Raw genomic sequence first — 22163 nt, 5'->3', positions numbered from 1 at the left:
CAAAACAGCGACGGGCGACCGCGGGTGGTTCCGACGCATCGAGGCGACCGCTGACGGCAGTCGCGTGAGATGGCAACGGACAGTATTCCCGATGGTCAGTGCCGGACGTTCGTCGAATACCGACGGAACGTTATCCCATCGCCGCGATCTCGTCTTCGAGCCACTCGCGGAACCATCGCACGCGTTTCAACCGCTGGTGGGCAATGCTCTCTGCGGTGTCGCTCCGGACGCGCGAGGCGGCATCGTAGCCGCGCTCGAGGACGCGCTCGACCATCTCGTCGGAGTCCATGTGCGTCCGGGCTTCGTACCCCATCCGTAACAGCATGAGGGCGGTTCCGTTCGCGCCCACCTTATCGAGCAGGTCGGCCTCGATGAGACACTGGGACTCGAGTCCGAGGTCGGTCAGTTCACCCTGATAGGAGTGGTGTTCGATCGCGCGACACACCTGCTCGATGAACGAGTCGGGGTACTCCGCGCGAGACTCCAGATACTCGCGGGCGACGCGAGCGCCGGCCTCGGCGTGGAGTTCCTGATCGGTCTCGAGTTTGGCCACGTCGTGAAAGAGCGCGGCGACGCGGGTGGCGTCGACGTCCGCACCCTCCTCTCGCGCGATCTCTTCGGCGAGGGCGACGACGTTGAGGATGTGGTTGTGCCGGTACTCGGCGGAGTGCCAGGGGTACCAGCGCATGCGACCACCCTCCTCCTCCTTTTCGACGCTCGCCGACAGGTACTCGAAAACGAATCCTTTCATCTCCTCGAACTCGGCGTCGGTCACCCTCGTTTCTTTTATTTCGACGCCCACGAGAGATCCCTCCGCAGTATCCGAACGATAGTCATTAGGGGAATGTTCGGTCGTTTCGCTCTTTAGCCTTTGGTTCAAACCGGTTCCGTTTACCGTGACGAGCAGACGCTACCGGTCGTCGACGTCTCGAACTGGAAACCGGCCCGCCGGATGGGTGTCAGAAGCAAACAGTCACGAACCCGACCGACGGAGACGGCACACACGCGCGTCCCGTCGAACCGGACAATTTTCCGTTAAAGTCAAACAGGCGGCGGGGGAAGTGAGCGTATGAGCAGCGAACAGGAGCAGGAGTCGATCCGGTGTCTCGTCGCCAAAGTCGGCCTCGACGGCCACGACCGCGGGGCGCACGTCATCGCACGGGCGTTCCGCGACGCCGGGTTCGAGGTTATCTACTCCGGCCTGCACAAGGCACCGGAAGAGATCGTTCAGGCGGCCGTCCAGGAGGACGTCGACGTCCTCGGCATCTCGATCCTCTCGGGCGCTCACGACACGCTCGTCCCGAAGATCATGGACGGCCTCGAGGAGTACGGGGCAAAAGAGGACACGCTCGTCCTCGCCGGCGGCGTCATTCCCGACGAGGACCGCGACGAACTCAAAGCGCAGGGCGTCTCGGCCGTCTTCGGCCCCGGAACGTCGATCGAGGAGACGATCGAGTTCGTCCGCGAGAACGCGCCACAGCGATGAGAACCGACGAGGAGTTACTCGAGGCTCTGCTGGCGGGCGAACACCGCGCGCTGGCTCGAGTGATCTCGAAAATCGAGAACCGATCTCCGGGCTACCGGAACCTCGTCTCGGCGCTCTATGCACACACGGGCGAGGCCGACGTCATCGGGATCACGGGCAGCCCCGGCGCGGGCAAATCGACGCTGGTCGACAAACTCGCCGAAACCTACCGCGATCGGGGCGAGACGGTCGGTATCATCGCGATCGATCCCTCCTCGCCGTTTACCGGCGGGGCCGTCCTCGGGGATCGGATTCGGATGGCCTCGACGGTCGGCGACATGGACGTCTTCGTGCGCTCGATGAGCGCCCGCGGCACGCTCGGCGGCCTCTCGACGGCCACGGCGGACGCGGTCAAGGCGATGGACGCCTTCGGGAAGGACAAGATCATCATCGAAACCGTCGGTGCCGGCCAGAACGAGATCGATATCGTTCGCACCGCCGACACCGTCGCCGTCCTCGTCCCGCCGGGATCGGGCGACGACATTCAGACCCTGAAAGCCGGCATCCTCGAGATCGCCGATGTCTTCGTCGTCAACAAGGCCGACCGCGACGGAGCCGACCGGACCGTCCGGGAGCTTCAGGACATGATCCAACTTGGCGACGGCGGCGGTGGAATCGGTGGCGGCGACGGCGGTCACCACAGCCAGGAGGTCATCGACGCCCACGACGACTGGGACGGCGAGGTCGACGACGCCGAGGGTGAGGTGGCGGGCTGGACGACACCAATCGTCGAGACCGTCGCGACACGGGGCACCGGCGTCGGAGATCTCATCGACGAGTTCGCCGCTCATCGAACGTACCTCGTCGACTCCGGCGAACACGCCGACCAGGTACGCCAGCGTTACGCCGAGGAGATTCGCACCCTCCTGCGCGAGGACGTCCACGCCATGCTCGAGGACGAACTCGCCGACCGCGGCGGCATCGACGACCTCGCCGAATCGGTTCGTGCGGGCGAGACCGATCCGTACTCGATCGCCGGCGAGCTGCTCGCCCCCGTCGAAGACTGTCTCGACGAACTCGACGCTCGCGACTGAACGGCGCGGTCGACGGCCCCTTTCAGAACAGGTTTTGAACCCCAACCGCAGGCCTAAGGCCATCGACGGCATACGGCCGCACATGAGACTCCGCACTGTCCTCGGTGCAGCGGTCGGAACCGTCGGTGCAGCCGTTCTCGGAAATCGGCTCCTCGCGAAGCGAGCCGACGGGCTCGAGAACCTGCTCGTAGGGATCGAACGGACGTATCGCTGGCGCGGGATCGAGACGACCTACACCGTCGCCGGCGACCCCGACGATCCGGACATGCTGTTGTGCCACGGCGTTCACGCGGGGGCGAGCAGCTACGAGTTCGAGCCGCTCGTCGAGCAGCTGGCCGAGAACTATCACGTGATCGCGGTCGACCTCCCCGGATTCGGCCGCTCCGAGCGGCCGCCCCTCGTCTACTCCGCAACGCTCTACGCCGAATTTCTCCGCGATTTCGCGGCCGACGTCACCGACGAACCGATCGTCGTCGCCTCCTCGCTGACCGGCTCCTTCGCCGTCGAGGCCGCCGCCGAATCCGATTTCGAACAACTCGTCCTCATCTGTCCGACGGCCGAAACCGCGGACGAACGTCCCTGGGTGCGGACCCTGATTCGGACGCCCGTCGTCGGAACGACGCTGTTCAACCTGCTCGCGACCAAGCCATCGCTGCGATACTTCTACGACCGCGACGGCTACTACGACTCGTCCAGAATCGACGAGGAGGAGGTCGAGTACGCCTGGCGGAGCGCTCACCAGCCCGGCGCTCGCTACGCGCCCGCCTCGTTCAGTGCCGGCACGCTCGACCCCGACTTCGACCTCCAGACGGAGCTGGCCGCCCTCGAGACGCCGACCACGCTCGTCTGGGGCCGTGACGCCGACCTCGTCCCGCTACGCGAGGGGCGGTCCCTCGCCGATGCCGCCGACCTCGATCTCGTGGTCATCGACTACGCGACGCAACTACCCCACGCCGAACACCCCGAGAAGTTCGTCGAGTACCTCAGTGCGGAGCTGCCGCGCGCGGAACGGTAGCCCGATATTTCGGTCGCCGAGATCGGACTGGCGACTCGCCGTCGAGATCCGGCTGGCCGCCGCTCGAAGCGAGAGTACCGCGGTCCCAGTTACTTCGAATCGGATTCCCCGGACCGACGGACGATCGGAAGGGTATCCCTCCCGATCTCGAGGGTTCGGAGCCTGCGAATCGCGAGATAGACGAACAGGGATCCGAAGAAGGTGGCCGGCGTCAGCGTGAGATGCCACGCGATCGTGTTGATGGCGTATCCGCTCTCACGCAACACCTCGTGCGCCCACTCCAGAACGAAGAGGACGGCCGGGTGCGTGATGTAGATGCCGACGGCGTACGTCCCCCACGACGGCAACGAGGTCGACGCGCCGAGATTCGGTCGCGAGAGGAGGAACGCGAACAACGAACCGGCGACCAGCACGGTCGCGATCGTGTAACTCGCCGTGTACACGCCCTGGGCAAACGTCTCACCCTGGATCACGTATCCGAGCGCGTATCGTTCTACGAGGTTGAGCACGCCGAAGAGCACGGTCGCTCCGAGGTAGTACGCGCTTCGCTCGGGAGTTGGCTGCCACTCGAACGAGTAGACGAAAAACCCGAGGCTCGTGTAGAAGAACCCGAAGAACAGCGGATCTCTAACCATGAACGAAACGTCGACGAACATCGTATAGCTCGCTCCCAGGAGGCCGACCGCGTGAAAGCCGAACGAGACCGGTAGCAGGTACTCCGATTTTCCCGCGATAGCGAACCCGTAGACGAACGTGAGCGAGATCAGTAGCGCCGGCAGGAACCACAGGATCTCGGAGACCGACGTCCCGTAGTAGAACAACTCGAGCGGAGACGTGAACTCGAGTGCACCCTGTACGGCGCTACTCGTGATCGTTTGATCTCCGGAACTCCCCTGAACGACGGTTTTGGCGAGGAAGACCGGGGCGGTGAGCAGGAGGCCGACTGCGTAAAGCGACGAGATAGAGCGTACCCGTTCGACGAAGTAGTCGGTCGGATCACGGCGGGCGATTTTGACCGCAAAAAAGTATCCCGAAGTCATAAAAAAGAACGGGACCGCGAACCGCGCGGTCGAGTCGATTAAAAAATTGAATATGTTTCCGTACGTGCCGACTCCCTGGAACAGATCTGTATGAATAGTGATGATAAAGACCATCGCGATGATCCGCACTGTATCGATGCTGTAGATGCGTTTGGCCATTGTCCGAGCACATTCCGTTCCCGTATATTGTTCTTTCGTCTCACGAGAATGTCATTGGGAATTATTGATCAGATTTTACCCGAAAAATCAGACATGAACTGTCCACTCAGTTCGCGCCCGCAGCGAACGAACGGTCCGCTACGGAGCGCCTTCGACACCGCGGAAAACTGATCCGCGCCTCAAACCGGACTGAATCCGATCACGCGATCGCCCGTCGTCTCCGAGACCGTGATCTCGAGTTCGACCTCGAGTCCGGTTTCGACCCGCTCGAGATCGATCCCGACGACCTGGCCGGTGATCCGGACGGGACCGAAGTCGGCGATGGCCGTCGCGTAGGGGGCGTCGTCCGCGAACGCCGGCGTCGGCACGTGGGTGACGGTGAACGTCTCGATTTCGCCCGTATCCGGCAGCGGGACCTCCTCGAGTTCGGTCGATCCGCAGTCTGGACAGACTCGGCGCGGTGGCAGGGAGCCGTGACCGTTGGGGCACTCGAGGGCGTACGCCTCGCCCGCTGTTGCGGCGTCGATCCAGTCGTCGAACCCGGCGTCCTGTATCTCGGCGGCGTCGCTCATCGGTCGACCACCTCCAGGACGTGAACGGTTGCGCTGGCGACCGTCCCACCCGCGTTGTGAGCGAGGCCAGCCGTCGCATCCTCGACGAACGAACTGTTCGGATGGTCGCCGGCCAGGAGCGTGGCGACCTCGGCGATCTGGGATGCGCCGGTCGCGCCGACCGGGTGGCCCTTGGCCTTCAGCCCGCCGGAGAGGTTGATCGGCGTCTCGCCGTCGGCGGTCGTCCGACCGTCGCGGGCCGCCGAGATGCCCTCTCCGACCGGAAAGAGATCGAGCGATTCGATCGCGAGCACTTCCGCGATGGTGAAACAGTCGTGGACCTCCGCGAGGTCGACGTCGGCGGCGTCGATGCCGGCGTCGGCGTAGGCCTCCGCGCCTGCCTCGCGGGCGGCGGGCGAGCGCGCGAGGTACTCGCGGTCGTGCAGCGCCATGCGGTCGCCGCCCTGCCCGGTTCCCGTGATGGCGACGGGAGCCTCGAGATCGTGTTCGTCGGCGTAGGCCTCGCTCGTGAGGACGATCGCGGCGGCACCGTCGGAGATCGGACAGGAGTCGTAGAGACCGAGCGGGGTCGAGACCTGCGGGGCCTCGAGGACGTCGCTGACTTCGATGGCGCTCTGGTACTGGGCCTTGTCGTTTGTCATCGCGTTCTCGTGGTTCTTGACGGCGATGTGGGCCAGATCTTCGTGTTCGCCGCCGTACTCGGCGAAGTAGGCCTGAGCCATCAGCGCGTAGGCTCCGGGGAAGGTCATGCCGGCGCGGACCTCCCAGAGGTCGTCGGCGGCGATCGCGAGCGCTTCCGTCGCGCCCGCCGTACCGAGGTTGGTCATCCGCTCGGCACCGCCGACGAGGATCACGTCGTCCTCGCCGTTGCGGATTCGCATCACCGCGTCCCGGACGGCCGCCCCGCTCGAGGCACAGGCCGATTCGTAGCGGGTCGCGGGTGCTTGAACCCCCGCGGCCTCGGCCATCAGCGGGCCCTGGTGGCCCTGGTGTTCCGCCAGTTCGCCCATAAAGTTGCCGTACAGGAGGGCATCGACGTCCGTCCGAGAGACGCCGCTGTCCTCGAAGGCCGTAATACTCGCTTCCGCGAAGAGATCTCGACTCGTTCGTTCGGGCGTGTTCCCGAACGGAGTCAGACCGACGCCTGCGACACGTACGTCACTCATGAACACATATAGCGGACCGTCCCGTTAATACTCGGCGGTTACTCTCGCGTCGGGTGTCACAGTAACTATAGTAGCCGCTGAAAGCCGGTGCACACCCGATCGCACAGTTATCGTGCGATCGGGTGTGAGCAGTTCAGTTGGTACTACAGTAGTGTCGATTCCGTTCCGTTCCGGTGAACGAATCGATAGCGGTGGTCCGATTCCGTTCATCAGTCGACGATAGTGGGGACGCTCGAGCACCATCGATCGCTCGAGAACGGCCGTCGATCCGACGAGCCCGCACGTTTATCACGGATTCCACGGCAGGTAGGGGTATGGAATCCCTTCCTTTCGACTCCGAACTGCTCACGGAACTGACCGAGACGAGTGGCGTCCCCGGCTACGAGGACCGGATCCGGGAACTCGTGATCCGCGAGTTCGAGGACAGCGTCGACTCCATCCGTACCGACGCGATGGGGAACATCGTTGGGACCCTCGAGGGCGAGTCGGAGTACGCCACCGCCGTCGCCGCGCACATGGACGAGATCGGCTTTATGGTCCGCCACATCGAGGGCGACGAAGACGGCGGCTTCGGCTTCGTCGAGCTCGACCCCCTCGGCGGCTGGGATCCTCGCATCCTCAAGGCACAGCGCGTGACGATCCACACGGACGACGGCGACCTACCGGGCGTTATCGGCTCGCCGCCGCCCCACACCCTGAGCGACGAGGAGCGCGAAAAGAGCCCCAGAATCGAGGACGTCGTCGTCGACGTCGGCCTTCCCTACGAGGATCTCGAGGAGCGCGTTTCGCCCGGCGACCTCGTGACGATGGACCAGACCACCGAGCGCGTCGGCGAGACGATCACCGGGAAGGCTCTCGACGACCGCGTCTGTCTGTTCGCGATGCTCGAGGCGGCCCGCCGTCTCGAAACCCCCGACGTGACGATCCACTTCTGTGCGACGGTTCAAGAGGAGGTCGGCCTCCGGGGCGCTCGAGCGCTCGGCGTCGACATCGATCCCGACCTCGCGGTCGCGCTCGACGTCACCGTCGCCAACGACGTCCCCGGCTTCGACGCCGGCGAACACGTCACCGAACTCGGCGACGGGGCCGCGATCAAACTCAAAGACTCGAGCGTCATCACGAACCCGAAGGTCCACAAACGACTGCAGGGAGTCGCCGAAGCCGAGGGGATCAACCACCAACTCGAGATTCTCCCCGCCGGTGGGACGGACACGGGCGGGTTCCAGTTCTCCGCCGGCGCGAAACCCGTCGGCGCGATCTCGATTCCGACGCGCTACCTGCACACCCCCACCGAAACCGCCCACGTCGACGATATCTCGGCGACGATCGATCTCCTCTGTGCGTTCCTCGAGAGCGAAGACGGCGAGCACGAATACACGCTCTAAAACGGGACGGGGACCGTCCGCGTCTCGGGGGCTCCCGACGTCAGGGCATCTCGTGCACCGTCAACTCGACGTCCCGTCGTCGTCCCTCGATATCCGCAACCAGCCGTTGGACGACGGACTCGGCCTCGCTCAGAAGTTTGGGCTCGACCTTGCGGACGACCCAATCCAGCGAGACGAACCGCGGCAACGAGAGCGCGCTCTCGTCGGCCGAGTGCGGGTCGTAGACGGCCTCGAAGTAGATTCGACTCGCCGTCTCCACGCCGTCGGGTGCCGACTCGGGCTCCGGTTCGACGCGCCATTCGCCTCGAGCGTCGAGGTTGTTGACCAGCTGCCACTCGAGGGAGTCGGGTGCCGAAATGGCGGTGACCTTCGAGCGAACGGTGTAGCTGAGTTTCCACCAGGCGAGGCGAAGGTCGTAGACGGAGCCGACGCCGCCGTCGCCGTGTACGCGCACTTCCTTCAGGTGGTCGGTGTAGCGCGGATAGTCGGAGAACGATCGGACGTACGGAAAGACCTCCTCGGGCGAGCGATAGGCGAGCGTACTGAGGAGAATTCTGTCCACGGCGACTCTACGGCGGTTCCGAAAGTAAGGATTACTATTGGGAGCGTTCGATCGAACGGATCGACTCTCGAGTGGGTTGTCGGAGTCGGCATCTTCTATAGTCACGGCGGCCAACGACCGGCCATGCGAGATGTCTGTATCGTCGGCGGCGGCGTCTCCGGCCTCGCCGCCTCGATTTTCACCGCACGCGCCGGACTGGATACCCTCGTCATCGACGGCGGGGAGTCCATCCTCGCGCGTAACGCCAGCCTCGAGAACTACCCCGGCTTTCCCGACGGGGTCGACGCCCGCCGGTACCTGCAACTGGCGCGCGAGCAGGCCCGGAACGCGGGTGCCGCGTTCGAACTCGGGTACGTGACCGGCGTCGAACCGCTCGATGAGACGGAGCTCGAGGAGGGATTCGTCCTCGAGACCGACGGGGGCGAGCCGCTCGAGGCCCGACGAGTGATCGCGGCCTCCTGGTCGGACAGCGAGTATCTCGTCCCGCTGGACGTCGGCCGGATACAGCGCGGCAGCAAACACTACATCGCGGTCGACGAGGCCGGACGAACGGCCGTCGAGGGCGTCTACGCGGCGGGGCGAATCGCCAACGAGCCCCACCAATCCATCGTCGCGGCCGGCCACGGGGCGAAAGTCGGTCTCGCGGTCATTCACGACTCGGACGTGAACTTCTACCACGACTGGGTCGTCCCCGAGGGCTACTTCACCGGCCGGGGTCGCGAGGTGCCGCCGGGCTGTGAGGAGATCAGCGACGGGGAGCGACGGGAGCGCGACGAGCAAGCCAGAACGCGCATGCTCGAGGCGTTCGACGAACCACTCGACGAGATGCCGACGATGCACCCGAGCGTCGACCGGGACTGAGCAGTCCCGAACGCGCCACGGTCGCATTCACACCTGCTGTACTGTCCCCCCGTGAATTAACCCGAATCGAGCCGAACTCCGAACCGGCGATTTCGCACTTATGGACGGGACGAACCGAGGGGGGCGCGACCGAGCGTTCCTCACGACGGCCGCGGAACGGGCTGCCTTCGGCGTCGGAACTCGATACGTGCGGGCGCACGACCTCGCGGTACCGGCCGAAACGCCCTATCTCGAGGCGCTCGATGACGCCCGCCGCGAGATCTGTCATCGCTTCGTCCGCGGTATCCTTCGCGGTGAGCCGGAGGGCCTTCCGGAGAGCCAGTTCGTAGCGCGCGAATCGACGGTCGAACCGGCAGCCGTTCCGAACGCTCCCGAACCGCTGTCGGCGCTGGATGGAGCGCAGCTCCGGTCGGTCGTCGCGGCGCTTCCCGAGGCGTGTCGACGGTTCGCGCTCGTCCCGTTTCCTGCGTCCGAAACCGCGCTCGTCGTTCCGATCGCGGCGAGACACGGCTACGACCGGTTTCGTTTGGTCGGCCCGGTTCGCCGCTGGTCACCCGAGCGTGCGACGACGCTGCTCGACCATCCCGTCGATCTCGTCCCCCTGCTCGAGCGCGAGGGCGCGTTCAACGACGCCGAGCAAGCCGACCGAATCCGGACGGAGGTGGCCGAAAGCGTTGCCAATCTCGCGCTGGGGCGACTCGCCAAGACAGTCTTTTCGACCGACCTGGCGGACGAAGCGGACGGAGCGGAGAGCACGGGCGACCCGCTCGAGGCCGTCGCGACCGGCATCCGGGCCGCCGACGGTGCCGCCGCGTTCGAGCGAATCGTCACCGACGGCCACCCCTTCCACCCGAGCGCCAAGATCCGGCGCGGGATGAGTCCCGGCGAGGGACTCGCGTACGCACCCGAGTTCACCGGCCGGATCGATCTCCGGTTCGTCGCAGTCGACCGGGGGTACGCCCTCGAGACGCAGGCGAAGACGATGGGGGGCGATCAGCTGACCAATCGGTTGTGCGCGACGTTCGACGGGCTCGAGGGTGCGCTCGAGCGAGCGACACCGTCGGGACGCGAGCCCGAGGAGTACGCCGTGATCCCGGTTCACCCGCTGCAGTATCACCGCACGATTCCGGATCGCTACGCCGACCAGCGGGCGGACGGCCGCGTCGTGCCGATTCCCGACTACGCGCATCCGGCGACGCCACAGCTCAACCTCCGGACCGTGGTCCCCCACGGTACCGAGCGAACTCCCGATGGGCCGCGCCCCCACCTCAAACTCGCGATCCCCGTCCAGACGACGAACGTCGTTCGGACGCTGTCGCCCCACGCCGTAACGAACGGGCCGCAGGTGACCGACGTCGTGAACGCGATCGAAAAGCGAGAGTCCCTCGAGACGTTGGGCCTGCTGGCCGAACCGACGGCGACGTGTTACTACCCGCCGGGCGGTCCCCACCCGAGCGGCGAGGGGTTCGACGACGCCCGACACCTCTCGGGATTGCTGCGGACGAATCCGCTCGCACATCCGCTCGTCTCGGGCGATTCGACCGGTGTGTATCCGGTGGTCGCCTCGAGCCTCGTCGCCGATTCGCCGGCAACGGGACGACCGCTCGTCCGCGAACTGATCGAGCGGTACGCAACGACAATGGGGATCGCGAGCCTCGAGGACGCGGCACTCGAGTTCATCGACCGGTACGCCGCCGCCGTCGTCCCGGACCAACTCCGGCTGCTTTGCAAGTACGGCGTCGCCCTCGAGAGCCACCTCCAGAACAGCCTGCTCGTCTTCGACGCCGACGCGCGCCCGACGGCGACGCTGGTCCGGGACCTCGGCGGGATTCGCGTTCACGGCGGACGGCTCGAGGAGCGCGGGCTCTCCCTCGAGCCGTATCCGGAGTCGGATCTGGACGCCGACGGCGAGGGTGACCTCTACCGAAAGCTGTACTACGCGCTCTTCCAGAACCACCTCGCGGAACTCGTCGCGACGATCGGCCACGACCCGGGCGTCGACGAGCGAGCCTGCTGGAAACGGATCCGCGAGCGGTGTGAGCGCGCCTTCGAGGCGATCCGGGACGAGGGGGACGTGCCGGAAGATCGGATCCGGCGCGACGAACGCGCGCTGTTCGAGGATCCCACGCCTCACAAGGCGCTGACCGCGATGCGCCTCCAGGGCAAGCGCCACGAGTACGTGACGAGCGCGGTGTCGAATCCGCTCTCTACGACCGGACGGAAACGGATCACCCGCTCCGACCTCGAGTAGGAGACCACACCCGTCTTCAGCGGCGTTCGACGGTCTCACTTCGGACCACTCGAACCGCGTGCGGGCGGCGCTTCGAGCCGTGAACGGACGGGGACCGACGGGAACCTCAGTCGAGGGAGTCGCGGCCCGTCGTCGATCGATGAGCCTCGCTACGCTTAACATACCCCGAGAGAGACTAGCAGACGAATGCTCGAGGGAGTCAACGTCGCGCTCGGGGTGACGGGATCGATCGCCGCCGTCAAGACGGTCGAATTGGCCCACGAGTTGCGACGCCAGGGCGCCGAGGTGAGAGGCGTGATGACCGGCAGCGCACGAGGGATCATCCACCCGTGGGCCATCGAGTTCGCCACCGAGAACGACGTCGTCACCGAGATCACGGGGAGCGTCGAACACGTCGAGTTGTGCGGGTACGACGGCTGGGCCGACGTCCTTCTGATCGCCCCCGCGACGGCCAACACCGTCGGCAAGATCGCCGGCGCGGTCGACGACACGCCGGTCACGACGACGGCGACGACGGCGCTCGGGTCCGGAACGCCGGTCGTCGTCGCACCCGCGATGCACGAACCGATGTACGACCACCCCGGCGTCCTCGAGGCCATCGACACCGTCGCCGACTGGGGCGTCGACTTCGTCGACCCGCGCATCGAGGAGGGGAAGGCCAAGATCGCCAGCGAGGAGGCCATCGTCTGCGACGTGGCCCGCGCAGCGGGCGAGCGGCCGCTCGAGGACGAACGCGTCGTCGTCACCAGCGGAGCCACGGGGGAGTCGATCGATCCCGTGCGCGTGCTCACGAACCGATCGTCCGGGAAGATGGGCCGGGCCGTCGCGAGCGCCTGTTACGTCCGCGGAGCCGACGTGACGCTCGTACACGGGTTCGTCGGCCCACAGTCGGTTACGCGAGACGCGGCGCTGCCCGAGAGCGACGACGAGGGCAACGTACCGTACGCCGCGGTCCGAAGCGTCGAGAGCGCGAGCGAGATGCTCGAGGCGACCCGGGAGGCGTGTGCGGACGCGGACGCACTGGTTTCGGCGGCCGCGATCGGGGACTACACCGTCGAGACGAGCGCCGAGAAGATCCGCTCGGGCCAGGACCTCACGCTCGACCTCGAGCCGACGCCGAAGCTCATCGACGAGATCCGCGACGAGCACCCGGACCTGCCGATCGTCGGGTTCAAGACCGAAACCTCGGGCGACGAGACGGCGATGATCGACCGGGCGCGGAAGACGCTCGAGCGCGCCGGACTGGCGTTCGTCGTGGCCAACGACGCGAGCGTGATGGGGACAGCGCGGACGACGGCGCTGCTGGTCCACGGGGACGACGCCGCTCGATACGAAGGAACGAAAACGGGGTTGGGAAGAGAGATCGCCGATTCGATCGCGGCGATCCTGGGTGACGCAGTCGGCCCCTAGACTCGATCGGTGAGATCGTCAGGGGAGTTATATAGGTGGCGTTCGTCGCACAAATTAACAGGTATGCGACCGGTTTCGGGGGCGAATATCCGACCAGCATCGGACGCTGCGATAGCTCTTGACGGTAGTGGGACAGTATATTCGATCTCGACCGGTGCGCCGAGGTGATTCGTGGTGGCCCAACAACACTCCAACGAGACCGGCAGTAGTGGTTCCCTCTCGAAAGGCGAAATCTTCGAAGTACTTCGTAACCAGCGACGGCGCTACGTCCTCCAGTATCTCAAACAGGACAGTCGGCCCGTCGAACTCGGTGCCCTCGCCCAGCAGGTCGCCGCCTGGGAGTACGATACGACCCTCGAGGAGGTGACGCCCGAACAGCGAAAACGCGTCTATACGACGCTCCAGCAGACTCATCTCCCGAAGATGGACCAATCCGGGATCCTCGAGTTCGACTCCGACGAGGGCGTCATCGAGGGGACGAACCGGGCGCGAGATATCAGTATCTACCTCGAGATCGTCCCCGGTCACGAGTTCGCCTGGCGGGAACTGTACCTCTCGCTCGGGGCGATCAGTTCGGCCCTGGTAGCCGCGCTGTGGCTCGATATCTATCCGCTGACGTTACTGTCGAACCTGACCTGGGCGGGGGCGATCGCCGTCACGTTCACCCTGACGGCGGCGGTCCACATCTACCACGAGCGGAACATGCGACTCGGTCACGGCAGTCAGCCGCCCGAACTCAGTTACGGTAGCGACGGTCGACGGTGACAACGAGACACGCACCGCGCAAGTGGATCGTCAACTTTTACTCCGAGACCACCAGACCCACGACATGGATCAGTTGAAGCGGTCGCTTCTCGAGGCCCCGATCATCGAGAAAAACGGCTATCACTACTTCGTCCACCCGATCAGCGACGGAGTTCCAAAACTCGACCCCGGCCTCCTCCGAGAGATCGTCATTCGGATCATTCGAAAGGCAAAGCTCGAGGAAGTCGACCGGATCGTGACTCCCGCGGCGATGGGTATTCACATCTCGACCGCCGTCTCGCTGATGACCGACATTCCGCTGACGGTCATCCGAAAGCGCCAGTACGGCCTCGACGACGAAGTCGCCATCTCCCAGAAAACCGGCTACTCGGAGAACGAGATGTACATCAACGACGTTCGCGAGGGCGAGCGCGTACTCGTGCTCGACGACGTCCTCTCGACGGGCGGCACGCTCGCGTCCGTCCTCGAGGCGCTCGACGAAATCGGGGCGGAGGTCGTCGACACGGTCGCGGTCATCAAGAAAGTCGGCGGCGAGAACAAAGCGGCGGACGCCGGCTACGACGTCAAGACGCTTATCAACGTCGACGTCGTCGACGGCGAGGTCGTGATTATCGACGAAAACGGCGACGACTGACCGGATCCTGACGGGCTGCGCTTCCAGTCCACGGAGTCGAAAGCAACAGGCGTCCAGCCGTTGACGCGGGGACAGAAACCATCCGTCCCGTTCCTTACTCCTCGACTTCCTTCCCTTCGCAACGCGAGACGGTAGTGAGCGTTCGATCTCGGTAATTGATGTGATACTCGTCCCCGGAGAATGCACATTACTAACCATTATATAAAAATCCGTCCCCTGATGTTCGAGATTACACATAATGGGGCTTATGTGTCCATCAATGTGCCAGGCTGTCTTAGGATCTAAATTTTTCGGAGAGTGGGGAACAATATATTAAGCGAATCCCCGATCGTTGCCGATAAGTTTATAATATGTGTCTGATTAACGCATTGCTATGTCCGATAGCCCGAATGGACAGAACGTAGATCCATCAAGACGACGAATGCTTGCTCTTCTCGGTGGTAGCGCATCGGTGGGACTCGCGGGTTGTTCAGCCCTCCTCAGCGACGATGAAGACGATGAGGAAACTGACTTCGAAGTGAGTGAACACGCAGAAAAGGCACAGGCAGCCTGGGAACGAATCATCGACAACCCGGGTCCCGACGCGGAAGATACCCGTACCGAAGCGTATATCGAGATCGAAGAGGCCGTCCGGGACGACATGGTCCTCATGCCCACGCACCACAGCAAGGGCGAGTTCTTCTGGTACGACTACGTCGATATTCCGAAGCTGGGTGCTCTCGGCCGTCACCACTTACAGCACAATCGAACGGAAGTGGAAGGGGACACCGAACTGAACCTGATCAGCGCTACGTTCGACGAACTGGACCCGATCATGTCGACGGACACCGCGTCCAGCGAAGTCATCGCCCAGCTCTACGAGACGCTGACCACCTATCCGGCCGGCGTCGCGGAGGTCGAAAACCAGTTGATCGAGTCCTTCGAGACGTCCGAGGACGGTCTGACGTGGACGTTTACGCTCAAAGACGGCGTCCAGTTCCACGACGGACAGGACCTGACGGCGGACGACGTCAAGTACTCGTTCCGCCGACTCGCCGAGTCCGAGTACAGCGAACGAGTGAACTTCATAACCGCATCGACGGGCGGTCTCGGCATCGAGCACGAAACGGACGGCGACGGCGGCGTCGTCCCCGACTCGCTGGGAATCGAGATCGTCGACGATCTCACGTTCGAGATCACTCTCAACGAGCCGAACCCGGCCGTACTGGACGTCCTCACCTACAGCGGCTTCGCCGTCGTTCCGGAGGGAATCGTCGGCGACATCGACGGCTACGACGGCGAGGTCAGCCACGACGAGTTCCGTACGGAGATGGCCAACGGGACCGGTCCCTTCGAGTACGACGAGTTGAACCCCGGCGAGGGGATGCGGATCGTCCGCAACGACAACTACCACGATACCGTCGCGAGCGTCGAATCCGTCCACTGGGAGATCAACGAGGATCCGGAATCGAAGTTCACCTATGCGATGGAGCAAAACGCCGACTTCTTCGAGATTCCGACCTCCTACTACGACCCCTCTCTCATCGACGCCGAAACCGACGATAGCGGCCGGGAGTTCGGTACCTACGGAGAGTTCGAGAACGGCGAAACCACGAGCTACCTCGCAGTTCCCGAACTCGGAACGTTCTACTTCGCGTTCAACGTAAGCAACGTCCCACGGCCCGTCCGGAAGGCCGTCGCGTACGTCATGGATCACGAGGAGTTCATCAACGACGTCCTCCAGAACCGTGGCACCGAGGCGTTCAGCTTCACGCCGCCGGCGATGTGGCCGACCGGGCAGGACGGCTACGAGGACTGGGTCGACGAGTGGCCGTACAGTCCCAACGAGACCGACCGTGGCAGCGCCGGCGACGTGCTCGAGGAGGCCGGCTTCACCGAGGACGAGCCGTTCGAGATGACGGTGTCCACCTACGAGACCAGCCCGGCGTTCCAGGAACTGGGCGAATTGCTCCGAGAGAAGCTCGCCGGCCTTGGCGTGGACGCAAACACTGAAAATATACAGTTCTCGACGCTTCAGGACCGCGGTGAGGACGGCGACCTCGAGATGTTCTCGCTGGGCTGGATCTGGAGCTGGCCGGACGTCGCGTACGGTCACTTTGGCTTCGAGCCGAAGAACACGGACACCTCCCGAATGCCCAGCGAAACGAACGGCTACTACCTCGACTGGCAGGTGAACCTGGAGGACGAGTCCTAACGGCCCTCTAGCCGTCATGATCGATCCCCGTTCTCGGAACAGCGAAAATCGAAATATTTAGATACATGTGTAAAAGTCAGGCGAGTGTGTATGTATGAACCGTTGTTTGCAAAATAGCTACCGAACCGAAAGATATATGCCATGAGTCGCTGGAAATACTTCTTCAAGCGACTCCTGCTTTCGGTACCGGTCCTCTTCTTCGTCATGACGTTCATCTTCGTCCTGTTGCGAATGGGTCCGGTCGATCCCGTCGCCGCGAGGCTCGGTCCCGAGGCGTCGGGAGCCGATGCAGCGCGAATGCGCGAACGGCTCGGACTCAACGACCCGCTCTGGGAGCAGTATCTCGATTACGTGACGAACTTCCTGACATTCGATCTGGGGCAGTCCTGGGTCATCTACGGGGACATGGACGTAATCGAGATCCTCTCGTTTGCGGGTCCGCCGACGCTGTGGCTCGGGTTCTGGGCGATATTGCTCCCCCTGTTTATCGGCATTCCGCTCGGATTCTACGCCGGCTTGCGTCCCAACAGCGGGGGCGACTACGTCGCCTCCGTGAGCGGAATCCTCTGGCAGGCCATGCCGAACTTCTGGTTGAGTATCATCCTCCTCGCCATCCTCCGCCAGACGAAAGGCGGCGGCTGGCTCGGATTCGACTGGTACACGTTCGGGCCGGAGATTAGAAGCATCACGGGAACGCCCGATCTGTCGTTCTTCTCGGGTGCCGGTATCGACTGGTCGATGCTGGCGAGCGACATCAAACTCATCCTCCCGCCTGCGCTGGTCCTCGGATCGGCCTCGATGGCGGCCGAACTCCGTATCGGACGGACGGCCGTCCTCGAGACGATCAACTCGAACTACATCGAGACGGCCAAAGCGAAGGGGCTGACGAACCGCGTCATCGTCTGGAAACACGTCTTCAGAAACGCGCTGATTCCGCTTGTCCCCGTCATCACGAACGAGGCGTTCTTGCTGATCGGCGGGTCCGTCATCGTCGAATCGATCTTCAACATCAACGGTCTCGGTCGGATCTTCTTCCTGGCGACGATACAGGGAGACCTGCCGCTCGCGGGAGCGTTGCTGTTCATCTTCACGGTGATCATCATCTTGCTGAACATCCTGCAGGACCTCCTGTACACGATAATCGACCCGCGAGTGGGGTACGAACAATGAGTTTGAAAGAGTCCCTCGAGACGACCGATTCGACAGACGAAGAGCCCTTACTCCGCGAACGCATCGCCGCGAATCCCCATCCGGCACGGATCTGGCTGATCGGTGCGGCCGTGTTGATCGCCCTCGAGTTCGGCCGGTACGCGGGCTGGGTTGGTAATCTCGTGGGTGCGATCAAGTTCGCGATCAGCACGGTGGGGATGATTCCAAACTGGATCGGCGGATCGGTCGGCGCGGCGACCGTTTCACTGGTCAGCTACATCGTGAGTGACGCGATCTCACTGCTCATCCTATTCGGGGTGTCCGTTCTCCTCACCAGAGCCGTTTCCTGGTCCGCCGCCGACCGGTTCGATGTCGGCGTGAGTGATCGAATCATCCGCTTCCTCGAGCGGGTCGTCATCACCGCCGTTCTCGCCGGTCTCGCGGTTCTGTTGGCGTTCACGCCGGTCGGCGGAATCGTCAACGGCGCGATCGATGGCGTGTTCAATACGCTGTCGTCGATCCCGACGCTCACCAGTCACGAGGTCATCGAGAACCAGGGTCACAGGACGCCCGACGGCGGCTGGGAGGGAACGTTCCTCGGCCTCTCGCCCGCGGTCGCGTGGGGGATTCGCGTGTTGCTCGTCTACGGGTACGCACTCGCCGTGATCGTCTGGGCCTGGAAGGGGTACAACGTCTTCCGAGAGCACTATCGGCAGGCCGACTGGACGCCGCGTGACGACACCATCAATCGCTTCCGAGGCCACTACTGGGGGTTGTTCGGCCTGATCGTCGTGCTCATGTTCCTCGTCACGGCCCTGTGGGCACCGGCCGTCAGTCCGGTTCCGGCCGAGCAAAACATCCACTCGCCCTACGAGTACGAGGTCGAGTACCTCGACGACGGCGAGGTCGCGTCGGTCACGCCGGGGGTGGCGAATCTCAACAGCAAGTCCAACGGACAGAACACCATCGGGCCGATGAGCTACGACAACTACGACCGCTGGGCACCGCTCGGGACGACCTCGAGCGGGCAGGACCTGCTCACGCACATCGCTTACGGCGCACAGACGTCGCTGGTGATCGGGCTGCTCGCCATCGGCCTAGGTGGCCTGATCGCGGTCACGATGTCGCTGGTCACCGCGTACTACAAGGGGCTCGTCGACGTCCTGACGGTGATAACGAGCGATACGATCATCGCGATTCCGGCGTTCTTGCTCGTGATGATGCTGTCGGTCATCTTCAAACAAGGCAATCACCCGCTCGCAGAGCCACTCAACGGCGGGATACTCCTCGGGTTGATCTTCGCGTTCGTCTACTGGCCGGGGATGTGGCGGACGATCCGCGGCCCGTCGTTGCAGGTCGCAGAGGAGGAGTGGGTCGACGCTGCGAGGAGCTACGGACAGACGCCGATGAACACGATGCGAAAACACATGGCACCGTACCTTGCCGGATATATCATGATCTACGGCTCGCTGCTGCTCGGTGGGATAATCATCGCGACGGCTGCGCTGTCGTTCCTCGGGTTGGGTATCGACCCGCCGACACCCGAGTGGGGGCGACTCGTCAGCGACGGCCGATCGTTCGTCGCCACGTCGTCGTGGCACGTCGCGACCATCCCCGGATTGATGATCGTCTTCGTGGTCACGGCGTTCAACGCACTGGGTGACGGAATCCGGGATGCGATCGATCCCGAGGCCGATACCGGCGGGACCGGCGATACCAACGGGACCGGCGATGCCGGTGCTGCGGCATCCGGAGGTGGTGGCTGATGTCGCGTGCTCCATCCACCGAGCCGATCCTCGACGTTCGAAACCTCCAGACCGCCTTCTTCACGGAGAAGGAGACGATCCGAGCCGTCGACGGTATCTCTTTCGACATCCACCACGGAGAGACCGTCGGCATCGTCGGCGAGAGTGGATCCGGGAAGAGCGTTACCGCCCGATCGATCATGCGTCTCATCGACTCGCCCGGCCGGATTCTCGACGGTAGTAGCATCCGGTTCAACCATCTCGAGACCGTCCGCGAATACGCCGCGAAGTTCTCCGGACGCACCGTCGACCTCGAGCCGCTCAGGGCCGAGTACGATCCGTTCGAACTGTTCGATCGCACGGCGATCGATGTCAGGCCGGCGGCGTTCGGATACGAGGACGCCGATGACGTGCCGCTCGAAGACATTGTCGCCGCCGGATACGGCGAGGAACTCGGTATCGTTGACGAGAACGACTGCGTATTCATCACCGAGGGCAGCTCCGACTCGCCGGACGATATCGCGAGCGGGTTCGTCGAGATCACCCGCCTCAGTGGGGAGCCACAGCGGCTCATACGCGGGAACCGGATTGCCATGGTGTTCCAGGACCCGATGACGAGCCTCAACCCGGTCTACACGGTCGGTAATCAGATCAAGGAGGCGCTCCGGTTACACCAGGGACTGAAAGGCAACGAAGCGACACAGGAGGCGATAACGCTGCTCGAGGACGTCGGCATTCCGGACGCGCGCCGTCGGGTAACCGAGTACCCCCACCAGTTCTCCGGGGGGATGCGCCAGCGCGCCGTGATCGCGATGGCACTGGCCTGCGATCCGGAGCTGTTGATCTGTGACGAGCCGACGACGGCCCTCGACGTGACGATACAGGCCCAGATTCTCGACCTGCTCGCGGATCTGCAAGCGAAGCGAGACCTCTCGATGATGTTCATCACGCACGACATGGGTGTCATCGCGGATATCAGTAACCGAGTAAACGTCATGTACGCCGGCGAAGTCGTCGAGACGGCCGGCGTGAACGCGCTGTTTGCGGATCCGAAGCATCCGTACACGCGCGGACTGCTCCAGTCAATTCCGGGCAAACAGGACGGCGACCGACTCCAGACTATCGAGGGGAACGTCCCGACGCCGAACGAACCGGCGACCTCCTGTCGATTCGCACCGCGCTGTCCGAAGGCGTTCGCCGAATGCGAGGCGGTTCACCCCGTCTCCGTGCCAGTCGACGAGAACGATGACGAGCACACCGCGGCCTGTCTGCTCTGTCCCGAACAGCTCCCGACCGACGAAGCGGTCGCCCAGCATCGGCGGCGAAACCAGCGGGTAATCGGCGGTGATACTCAATGAGCCACGAAGCCATCGTATCTGAGACTGACGTACCGACTGTCGGCGACGAGGACGTAATGGTCGAAGTACAGGACCTGAAAACCTACTACGGTAACGACGGGCTGTTCGGCGGCAGGCCGGTCAAAGCCGTCGACGGCGTCTCCTTCGACATCCGGCGCGGTGAGACGCTCGGTCTAGTCGGCGAATCCGGCTGTGGCAAAACGACGCTGGGACGAACGCTTCTCCAACTCGAAGAATCGACCGCCGGAAGCGTCCTGTTCGACGGCGTCGACATTACTGATCTTGCCGGCGGGGAACTCCACGAGTGGCGTCGAAACGCGCAGATGGTGTTCCAGGATCCCGACTCGAGTCTCAACGACCGGATGACTGTCGGCGAGATCATCCGTGAACCGCTGGACGTCCACGACTGGGAAAGCGACCGCGCCCGCCGCAAGCGGGTAAAGGAACTGCTCGATACCGTCGGCCTTCAGCGAGAACACTACTATCGCTATCCACACCAGTTCTCCGGCGGACAGCGCCAGCGAATCAGTATCGCCCGCACACTGGCGCTCGAACCGGACTTCGTCGTGCTCGACGAGCCGGTCTCAGCACTCGACGTCTCCGTTCAAGCCGAGATCATCAATCTCCTCGAGGACTTACAAGAGGAGTTCGGCCTGACGTATCTGTTCATCGCCCACGATCTATCTGTGGTTCGACATATTTGCGACCGGGTTGCGGTGATGTATCTCGGAAACATCATGGAGATCGGACCGGCCGAGGAACTGTTCACCGATCCGGCGAACCCGTACACACACGCCCTCCTGTCGGCGATTCCAGAGCCGGATCCGACGAGTAAGCGAGATCGGATCACGCTTCACGGAACGCCGCCGAACCCGCGATATCCGCCTTCGGGCTGTCCGTTCAGTACGCGCTGTCCGGCCCGGATTCGACCGGTGGAGTACCGAGACCTCGACGACGAACTATGGTCGAGGCTGAATACACTCAAGAATACGCTAGACGAACGCCAGCGCGCGGAGCTGTCGGTTCGCGAACGTATCCGGGCCGCAGTCGGGAAGGATACCCGCTTCGGGACGGTCGAAGAGACGTACGACGAACTGTTCGGCGATCTGGACGTGCCATCGAAGGTCCAGTCCGTACTGGACGAAATCGCAACGCACGTCCGCAACCACGACGAGGGCGAAGCGCTCGCGATATACCACGAGGAGTTCGGTAGCGTCTGTGAGAGCGAGTCGCCGACGTATCACACCACGTCGGACAGCGGGCACCAGAGTTACTGTCACCGTCACGCTGCGGAGCACCAGTCCCTCGAGAACGTTCTCGAACGACGCCACGGATAAC

General features: G+C 63.7%; 19 protein-coding genes. 14 read left to right on the top strand and 5 right to left on the bottom strand.

Features of this window, described 5'->3' with window-relative positions; translation table 11 throughout:
- Positions 1 to 130: 130 nt before the first annotated feature.
- Positions 131 to 802 carry an HD domain-containing protein gene (locus tag DWB23_RS07740; protein WP_121742249.1) on the bottom strand — a complete coding sequence of 224 codons (672 nt, stop codon included), beginning with the start codon at positions 800 to 802 and terminating at the stop codon, positions 131 to 133.
- 267 nt (positions 803 to 1069) lie between these two features.
- Here DWB23_RS07740 and DWB23_RS07735 point away from each other — a divergent pair, with 267 nt between their 5' ends.
- The 3 genes from DWB23_RS07735 (at position 1070) to DWB23_RS07725 (ending at position 3574) form a co-directional block, all read left to right on the top strand.
- Complete coding sequence (locus tag DWB23_RS07735) at positions 1070 to 1486, top strand: cobalamin B12-binding domain-containing protein (RefSeq protein WP_121742248.1); 417 nt, start codon at positions 1070 to 1072, stop codon at positions 1484 to 1486.
- Positions 1483 to 2559: a methylmalonyl Co-A mutase-associated GTPase MeaB gene (gene meaB / locus DWB23_RS07730; protein ID WP_121742247.1), complete on the top strand. Its 1077-nt coding sequence runs from the start codon at positions 1483 to 1485 to the stop codon at positions 2557 to 2559. The genes DWB23_RS07735 and meaB overlap by 4 nt, the downstream gene beginning before the upstream one ends.
- Positions 2560 to 2641: 82 nt before the next feature.
- Complete coding sequence (locus DWB23_RS07725) at positions 2642 to 3574, top strand: alpha/beta fold hydrolase (protein ID WP_121742246.1); 933 nt, start codon at positions 2642 to 2644, stop codon at positions 3572 to 3574.
- 89 nt (positions 3575 to 3663) lie between these two features.
- On the opposite strand, the gene DWB23_RS07720 is transcribed toward DWB23_RS07725, so the two are convergent.
- The 3 genes from DWB23_RS07720 to DWB23_RS07710 form a co-directional block, all read right to left on the bottom strand.
- Positions 3664 to 4773, bottom strand: coding sequence for an acyltransferase (locus DWB23_RS07720; protein WP_121742245.1), 1110 nt, complete (start codon positions 4771 to 4773; stop codon positions 3664 to 3666).
- Between the two features lie 179 nt (positions 4774 to 4952).
- Positions 4953 to 5345: a Zn-ribbon domain-containing OB-fold protein gene (locus tag DWB23_RS07715; RefSeq protein ID WP_121742244.1), complete on the bottom strand. Its 393-nt coding sequence runs from the start codon at positions 5343 to 5345 to the stop codon at positions 4953 to 4955.
- Positions 5342 to 6511 carry a thiolase C-terminal domain-containing protein gene (locus DWB23_RS07710; protein WP_121742243.1) on the bottom strand — a complete coding sequence of 390 codons (1170 nt, stop codon included), beginning with the start codon at positions 6509 to 6511 and terminating at the stop codon, positions 5342 to 5344. Before DWB23_RS07710 ends, DWB23_RS07715 begins: the two co-directional genes overlap by 4 nt.
- 314 nt (positions 6512 to 6825) lie before the next feature.
- Between DWB23_RS07710 and DWB23_RS07705 the strand changes: the two genes are divergently transcribed.
- Positions 6826 to 7896 (top strand): M42 family metallopeptidase, encoded by a 1071-nt coding sequence (locus DWB23_RS07705; RefSeq protein ID WP_121742242.1) that lies wholly within the window; start codon positions 6826 to 6828, stop codon positions 7894 to 7896.
- A 40-nt stretch (positions 7897 to 7936) separates the two neighbouring features.
- Here the strand turns inward: DWB23_RS07705 and DWB23_RS07700 are convergent, their stop codons facing one another.
- Entirely contained in the window at positions 7937 to 8458 is a 522-nt protein-coding gene (locus DWB23_RS07700; protein ID WP_121742241.1) for an SRPBCC family protein, read from the bottom strand.
- Positions 8459 to 8581: 123 nt separating this feature from the next.
- Here DWB23_RS07700 and DWB23_RS07695 point away from each other — a divergent pair, with 123 nt between their 5' ends.
- The 10 genes from DWB23_RS07695 to DWB23_RS07650 all read left to right on the top strand — a co-directional run bounded on the left by DWB23_RS07695 (position 8582) and on the right by DWB23_RS07650 (position 22162).
- Entirely contained in the window at positions 8582 to 9319 is a 738-nt protein-coding gene (locus DWB23_RS07695) for an NAD(P)/FAD-dependent oxidoreductase (RefSeq protein WP_121742240.1), read from the top strand.
- 100 nt (positions 9320 to 9419) lie between these two features.
- Positions 9420 to 11570 carry an IucA/IucC family protein gene (locus DWB23_RS07690; RefSeq protein ID WP_121742239.1) on the top strand — a complete coding sequence of 717 codons (2151 nt, stop codon included), beginning with the start codon at positions 9420 to 9422 and terminating at the stop codon, positions 11568 to 11570.
- Positions 11571 to 11756: 186 nt separating this feature from the next.
- Positions 11757 to 12980 carry a bifunctional phosphopantothenoylcysteine decarboxylase/phosphopantothenate--cysteine ligase CoaBC gene (coaBC, locus tag DWB23_RS07685; protein ID WP_121742238.1) on the top strand — a complete coding sequence of 408 codons (1224 nt, stop codon included), beginning with the start codon at positions 11757 to 11759 and terminating at the stop codon, positions 12978 to 12980.
- A 174-nt stretch (positions 12981 to 13154) separates the two neighbouring features.
- Positions 13155 to 13745 carry a DUF7344 domain-containing protein gene (locus tag DWB23_RS07680; protein WP_238709375.1) on the top strand — a complete coding sequence of 197 codons (591 nt, stop codon included), beginning with the start codon at positions 13155 to 13157 and terminating at the stop codon, positions 13743 to 13745.
- 64 nt (positions 13746 to 13809) lie between these two features.
- Positions 13810 to 14379, top strand: a complete 570-nt coding sequence (hpt, locus tag DWB23_RS07675) for a hypoxanthine/guanine phosphoribosyltransferase (RefSeq protein ID WP_121742236.1) — start codon at positions 13810 to 13812, stop codon at positions 14377 to 14379.
- A gap of 421 nt (positions 14380 to 14800) precedes the next feature.
- A complete protein-coding gene (locus DWB23_RS07670) occupies positions 14801 to 16573 on the top strand; it encodes an ABC transporter substrate-binding protein (RefSeq protein WP_121742235.1) in 1773 nt (590 codons plus the stop codon).
- A gap of 141 nt (positions 16574 to 16714) precedes the next feature.
- Positions 16715 to 17743, top strand: a complete 1029-nt coding sequence (locus DWB23_RS07665; protein ID WP_121742234.1) for an ABC transporter permease — start codon at positions 16715 to 16717, stop codon at positions 17741 to 17743.
- Positions 17740 to 19488 (top strand): ABC transporter permease, encoded by a 1749-nt coding sequence (locus DWB23_RS07660; protein ID WP_121742233.1) that lies wholly within the window; start codon positions 17740 to 17742, stop codon positions 19486 to 19488. Before DWB23_RS07665 ends, DWB23_RS07660 begins: the two co-directional genes overlap by 4 nt.
- Positions 19488 to 20825, top strand: coding sequence for an ABC transporter ATP-binding protein (locus DWB23_RS07655; protein ID WP_121742232.1), 1338 nt, complete (start codon positions 19488 to 19490; stop codon positions 20823 to 20825). The genes DWB23_RS07660 and DWB23_RS07655 overlap by 1 nt, the downstream gene beginning before the upstream one ends.
- Positions 20822 to 22162, top strand: coding sequence for an ABC transporter ATP-binding protein (locus DWB23_RS07650; protein WP_121742231.1), 1341 nt, complete (start codon positions 20822 to 20824; stop codon positions 22160 to 22162). The genes DWB23_RS07655 and DWB23_RS07650 overlap by 4 nt, the downstream gene beginning before the upstream one ends.
- Position 22163: the final 1 nt, after the last annotated feature.

This window comes from Natronorubrum halophilum, from assembly GCF_003670115.1.
In the GTDB taxonomy this organism is placed as follows: domain Archaea; phylum Halobacteriota; class Halobacteria; order Halobacteriales; family Natrialbaceae; genus Natronorubrum; species Natronorubrum halophilum.
Note: the sequence above shows the minus strand (reverse complement) of the source record. Positions and strands in the feature narration are given on the sequence as shown.

Excerpts from the sequence above, each read along its gene's own strand:
- DWB23_RS07720 (WP_121742245.1), bottom strand. The coding sequence starts at position 4,773 with ATGGCCAAACGCATCTACAGCATCGATACAGTGCGGATCATCGCGATG.
- DWB23_RS07660 (WP_121742233.1), top strand. The coding sequence starts at position 17,740 with ATGAGTTTGAAAGAGTCCCTCGAGACGACCGATTCGACAGACGAAGAG.
- DWB23_RS07735 (WP_121742248.1), top strand. The coding sequence starts at position 1,070 with ATGAGCAGCGAACAGGAGCAGGAGTCGATCCGGTGTCTCGTCGCCAAA.
- DWB23_RS07665 (WP_121742234.1), top strand. The coding sequence starts at position 16,715 with ATGAGTCGCTGGAAATACTTCTTCAAGCGACTCCTGCTTTCGGTACCG.
- DWB23_RS07690 (WP_121742239.1), top strand. The coding sequence starts at position 9,420 with ATGGACGGGACGAACCGAGGGGGGCGCGACCGAGCGTTCCTCACGACG.
- DWB23_RS07655 (WP_121742232.1), top strand. The coding sequence starts at position 19,488 with ATGTCGCGTGCTCCATCCACCGAGCCGATCCTCGACGTTCGAAACCTC.
- DWB23_RS07725 (WP_121742246.1), top strand. The coding sequence starts at position 2,642 with ATGAGACTCCGCACTGTCCTCGGTGCAGCGGTCGGAACCGTCGGTGCA.
- DWB23_RS07710 (WP_121742243.1), bottom strand. The coding sequence starts at position 6,511 with ATGAGTGACGTACGTGTCGCAGGCGTCGGTCTGACTCCGTTCGGGAAC.
- DWB23_RS07705 (WP_121742242.1), top strand. The coding sequence starts at position 6,826 with ATGGAATCCCTTCCTTTCGACTCCGAACTGCTCACGGAACTGACCGAG.
- DWB23_RS07670 (WP_121742235.1), top strand. The coding sequence starts at position 14,801 with ATGCTTGCTCTTCTCGGTGGTAGCGCATCGGTGGGACTCGCGGGTTGT.
- coaBC (WP_121742238.1), top strand. The coding sequence starts at position 11,757 with ATGCTCGAGGGAGTCAACGTCGCGCTCGGGGTGACGGGATCGATCGCC.
- DWB23_RS07715 (WP_121742244.1), bottom strand. The coding sequence starts at position 5,345 with ATGAGCGACGCCGCCGAGATACAGGACGCCGGGTTCGACGACTGGATC.
- hpt (WP_121742236.1), top strand. The coding sequence starts at position 13,810 with ATGGATCAGTTGAAGCGGTCGCTTCTCGAGGCCCCGATCATCGAGAAA.
- DWB23_RS07695 (WP_121742240.1), top strand. The coding sequence starts at position 8,582 with ATGCGAGATGTCTGTATCGTCGGCGGCGGCGTCTCCGGCCTCGCCGCC.
- DWB23_RS07650 (WP_121742231.1), top strand. The coding sequence starts at position 20,822 with ATGAGCCACGAAGCCATCGTATCTGAGACTGACGTACCGACTGTCGGC.
- meaB (WP_121742247.1), top strand. The coding sequence starts at position 1,483 with ATGAGAACCGACGAGGAGTTACTCGAGGCTCTGCTGGCGGGCGAACAC.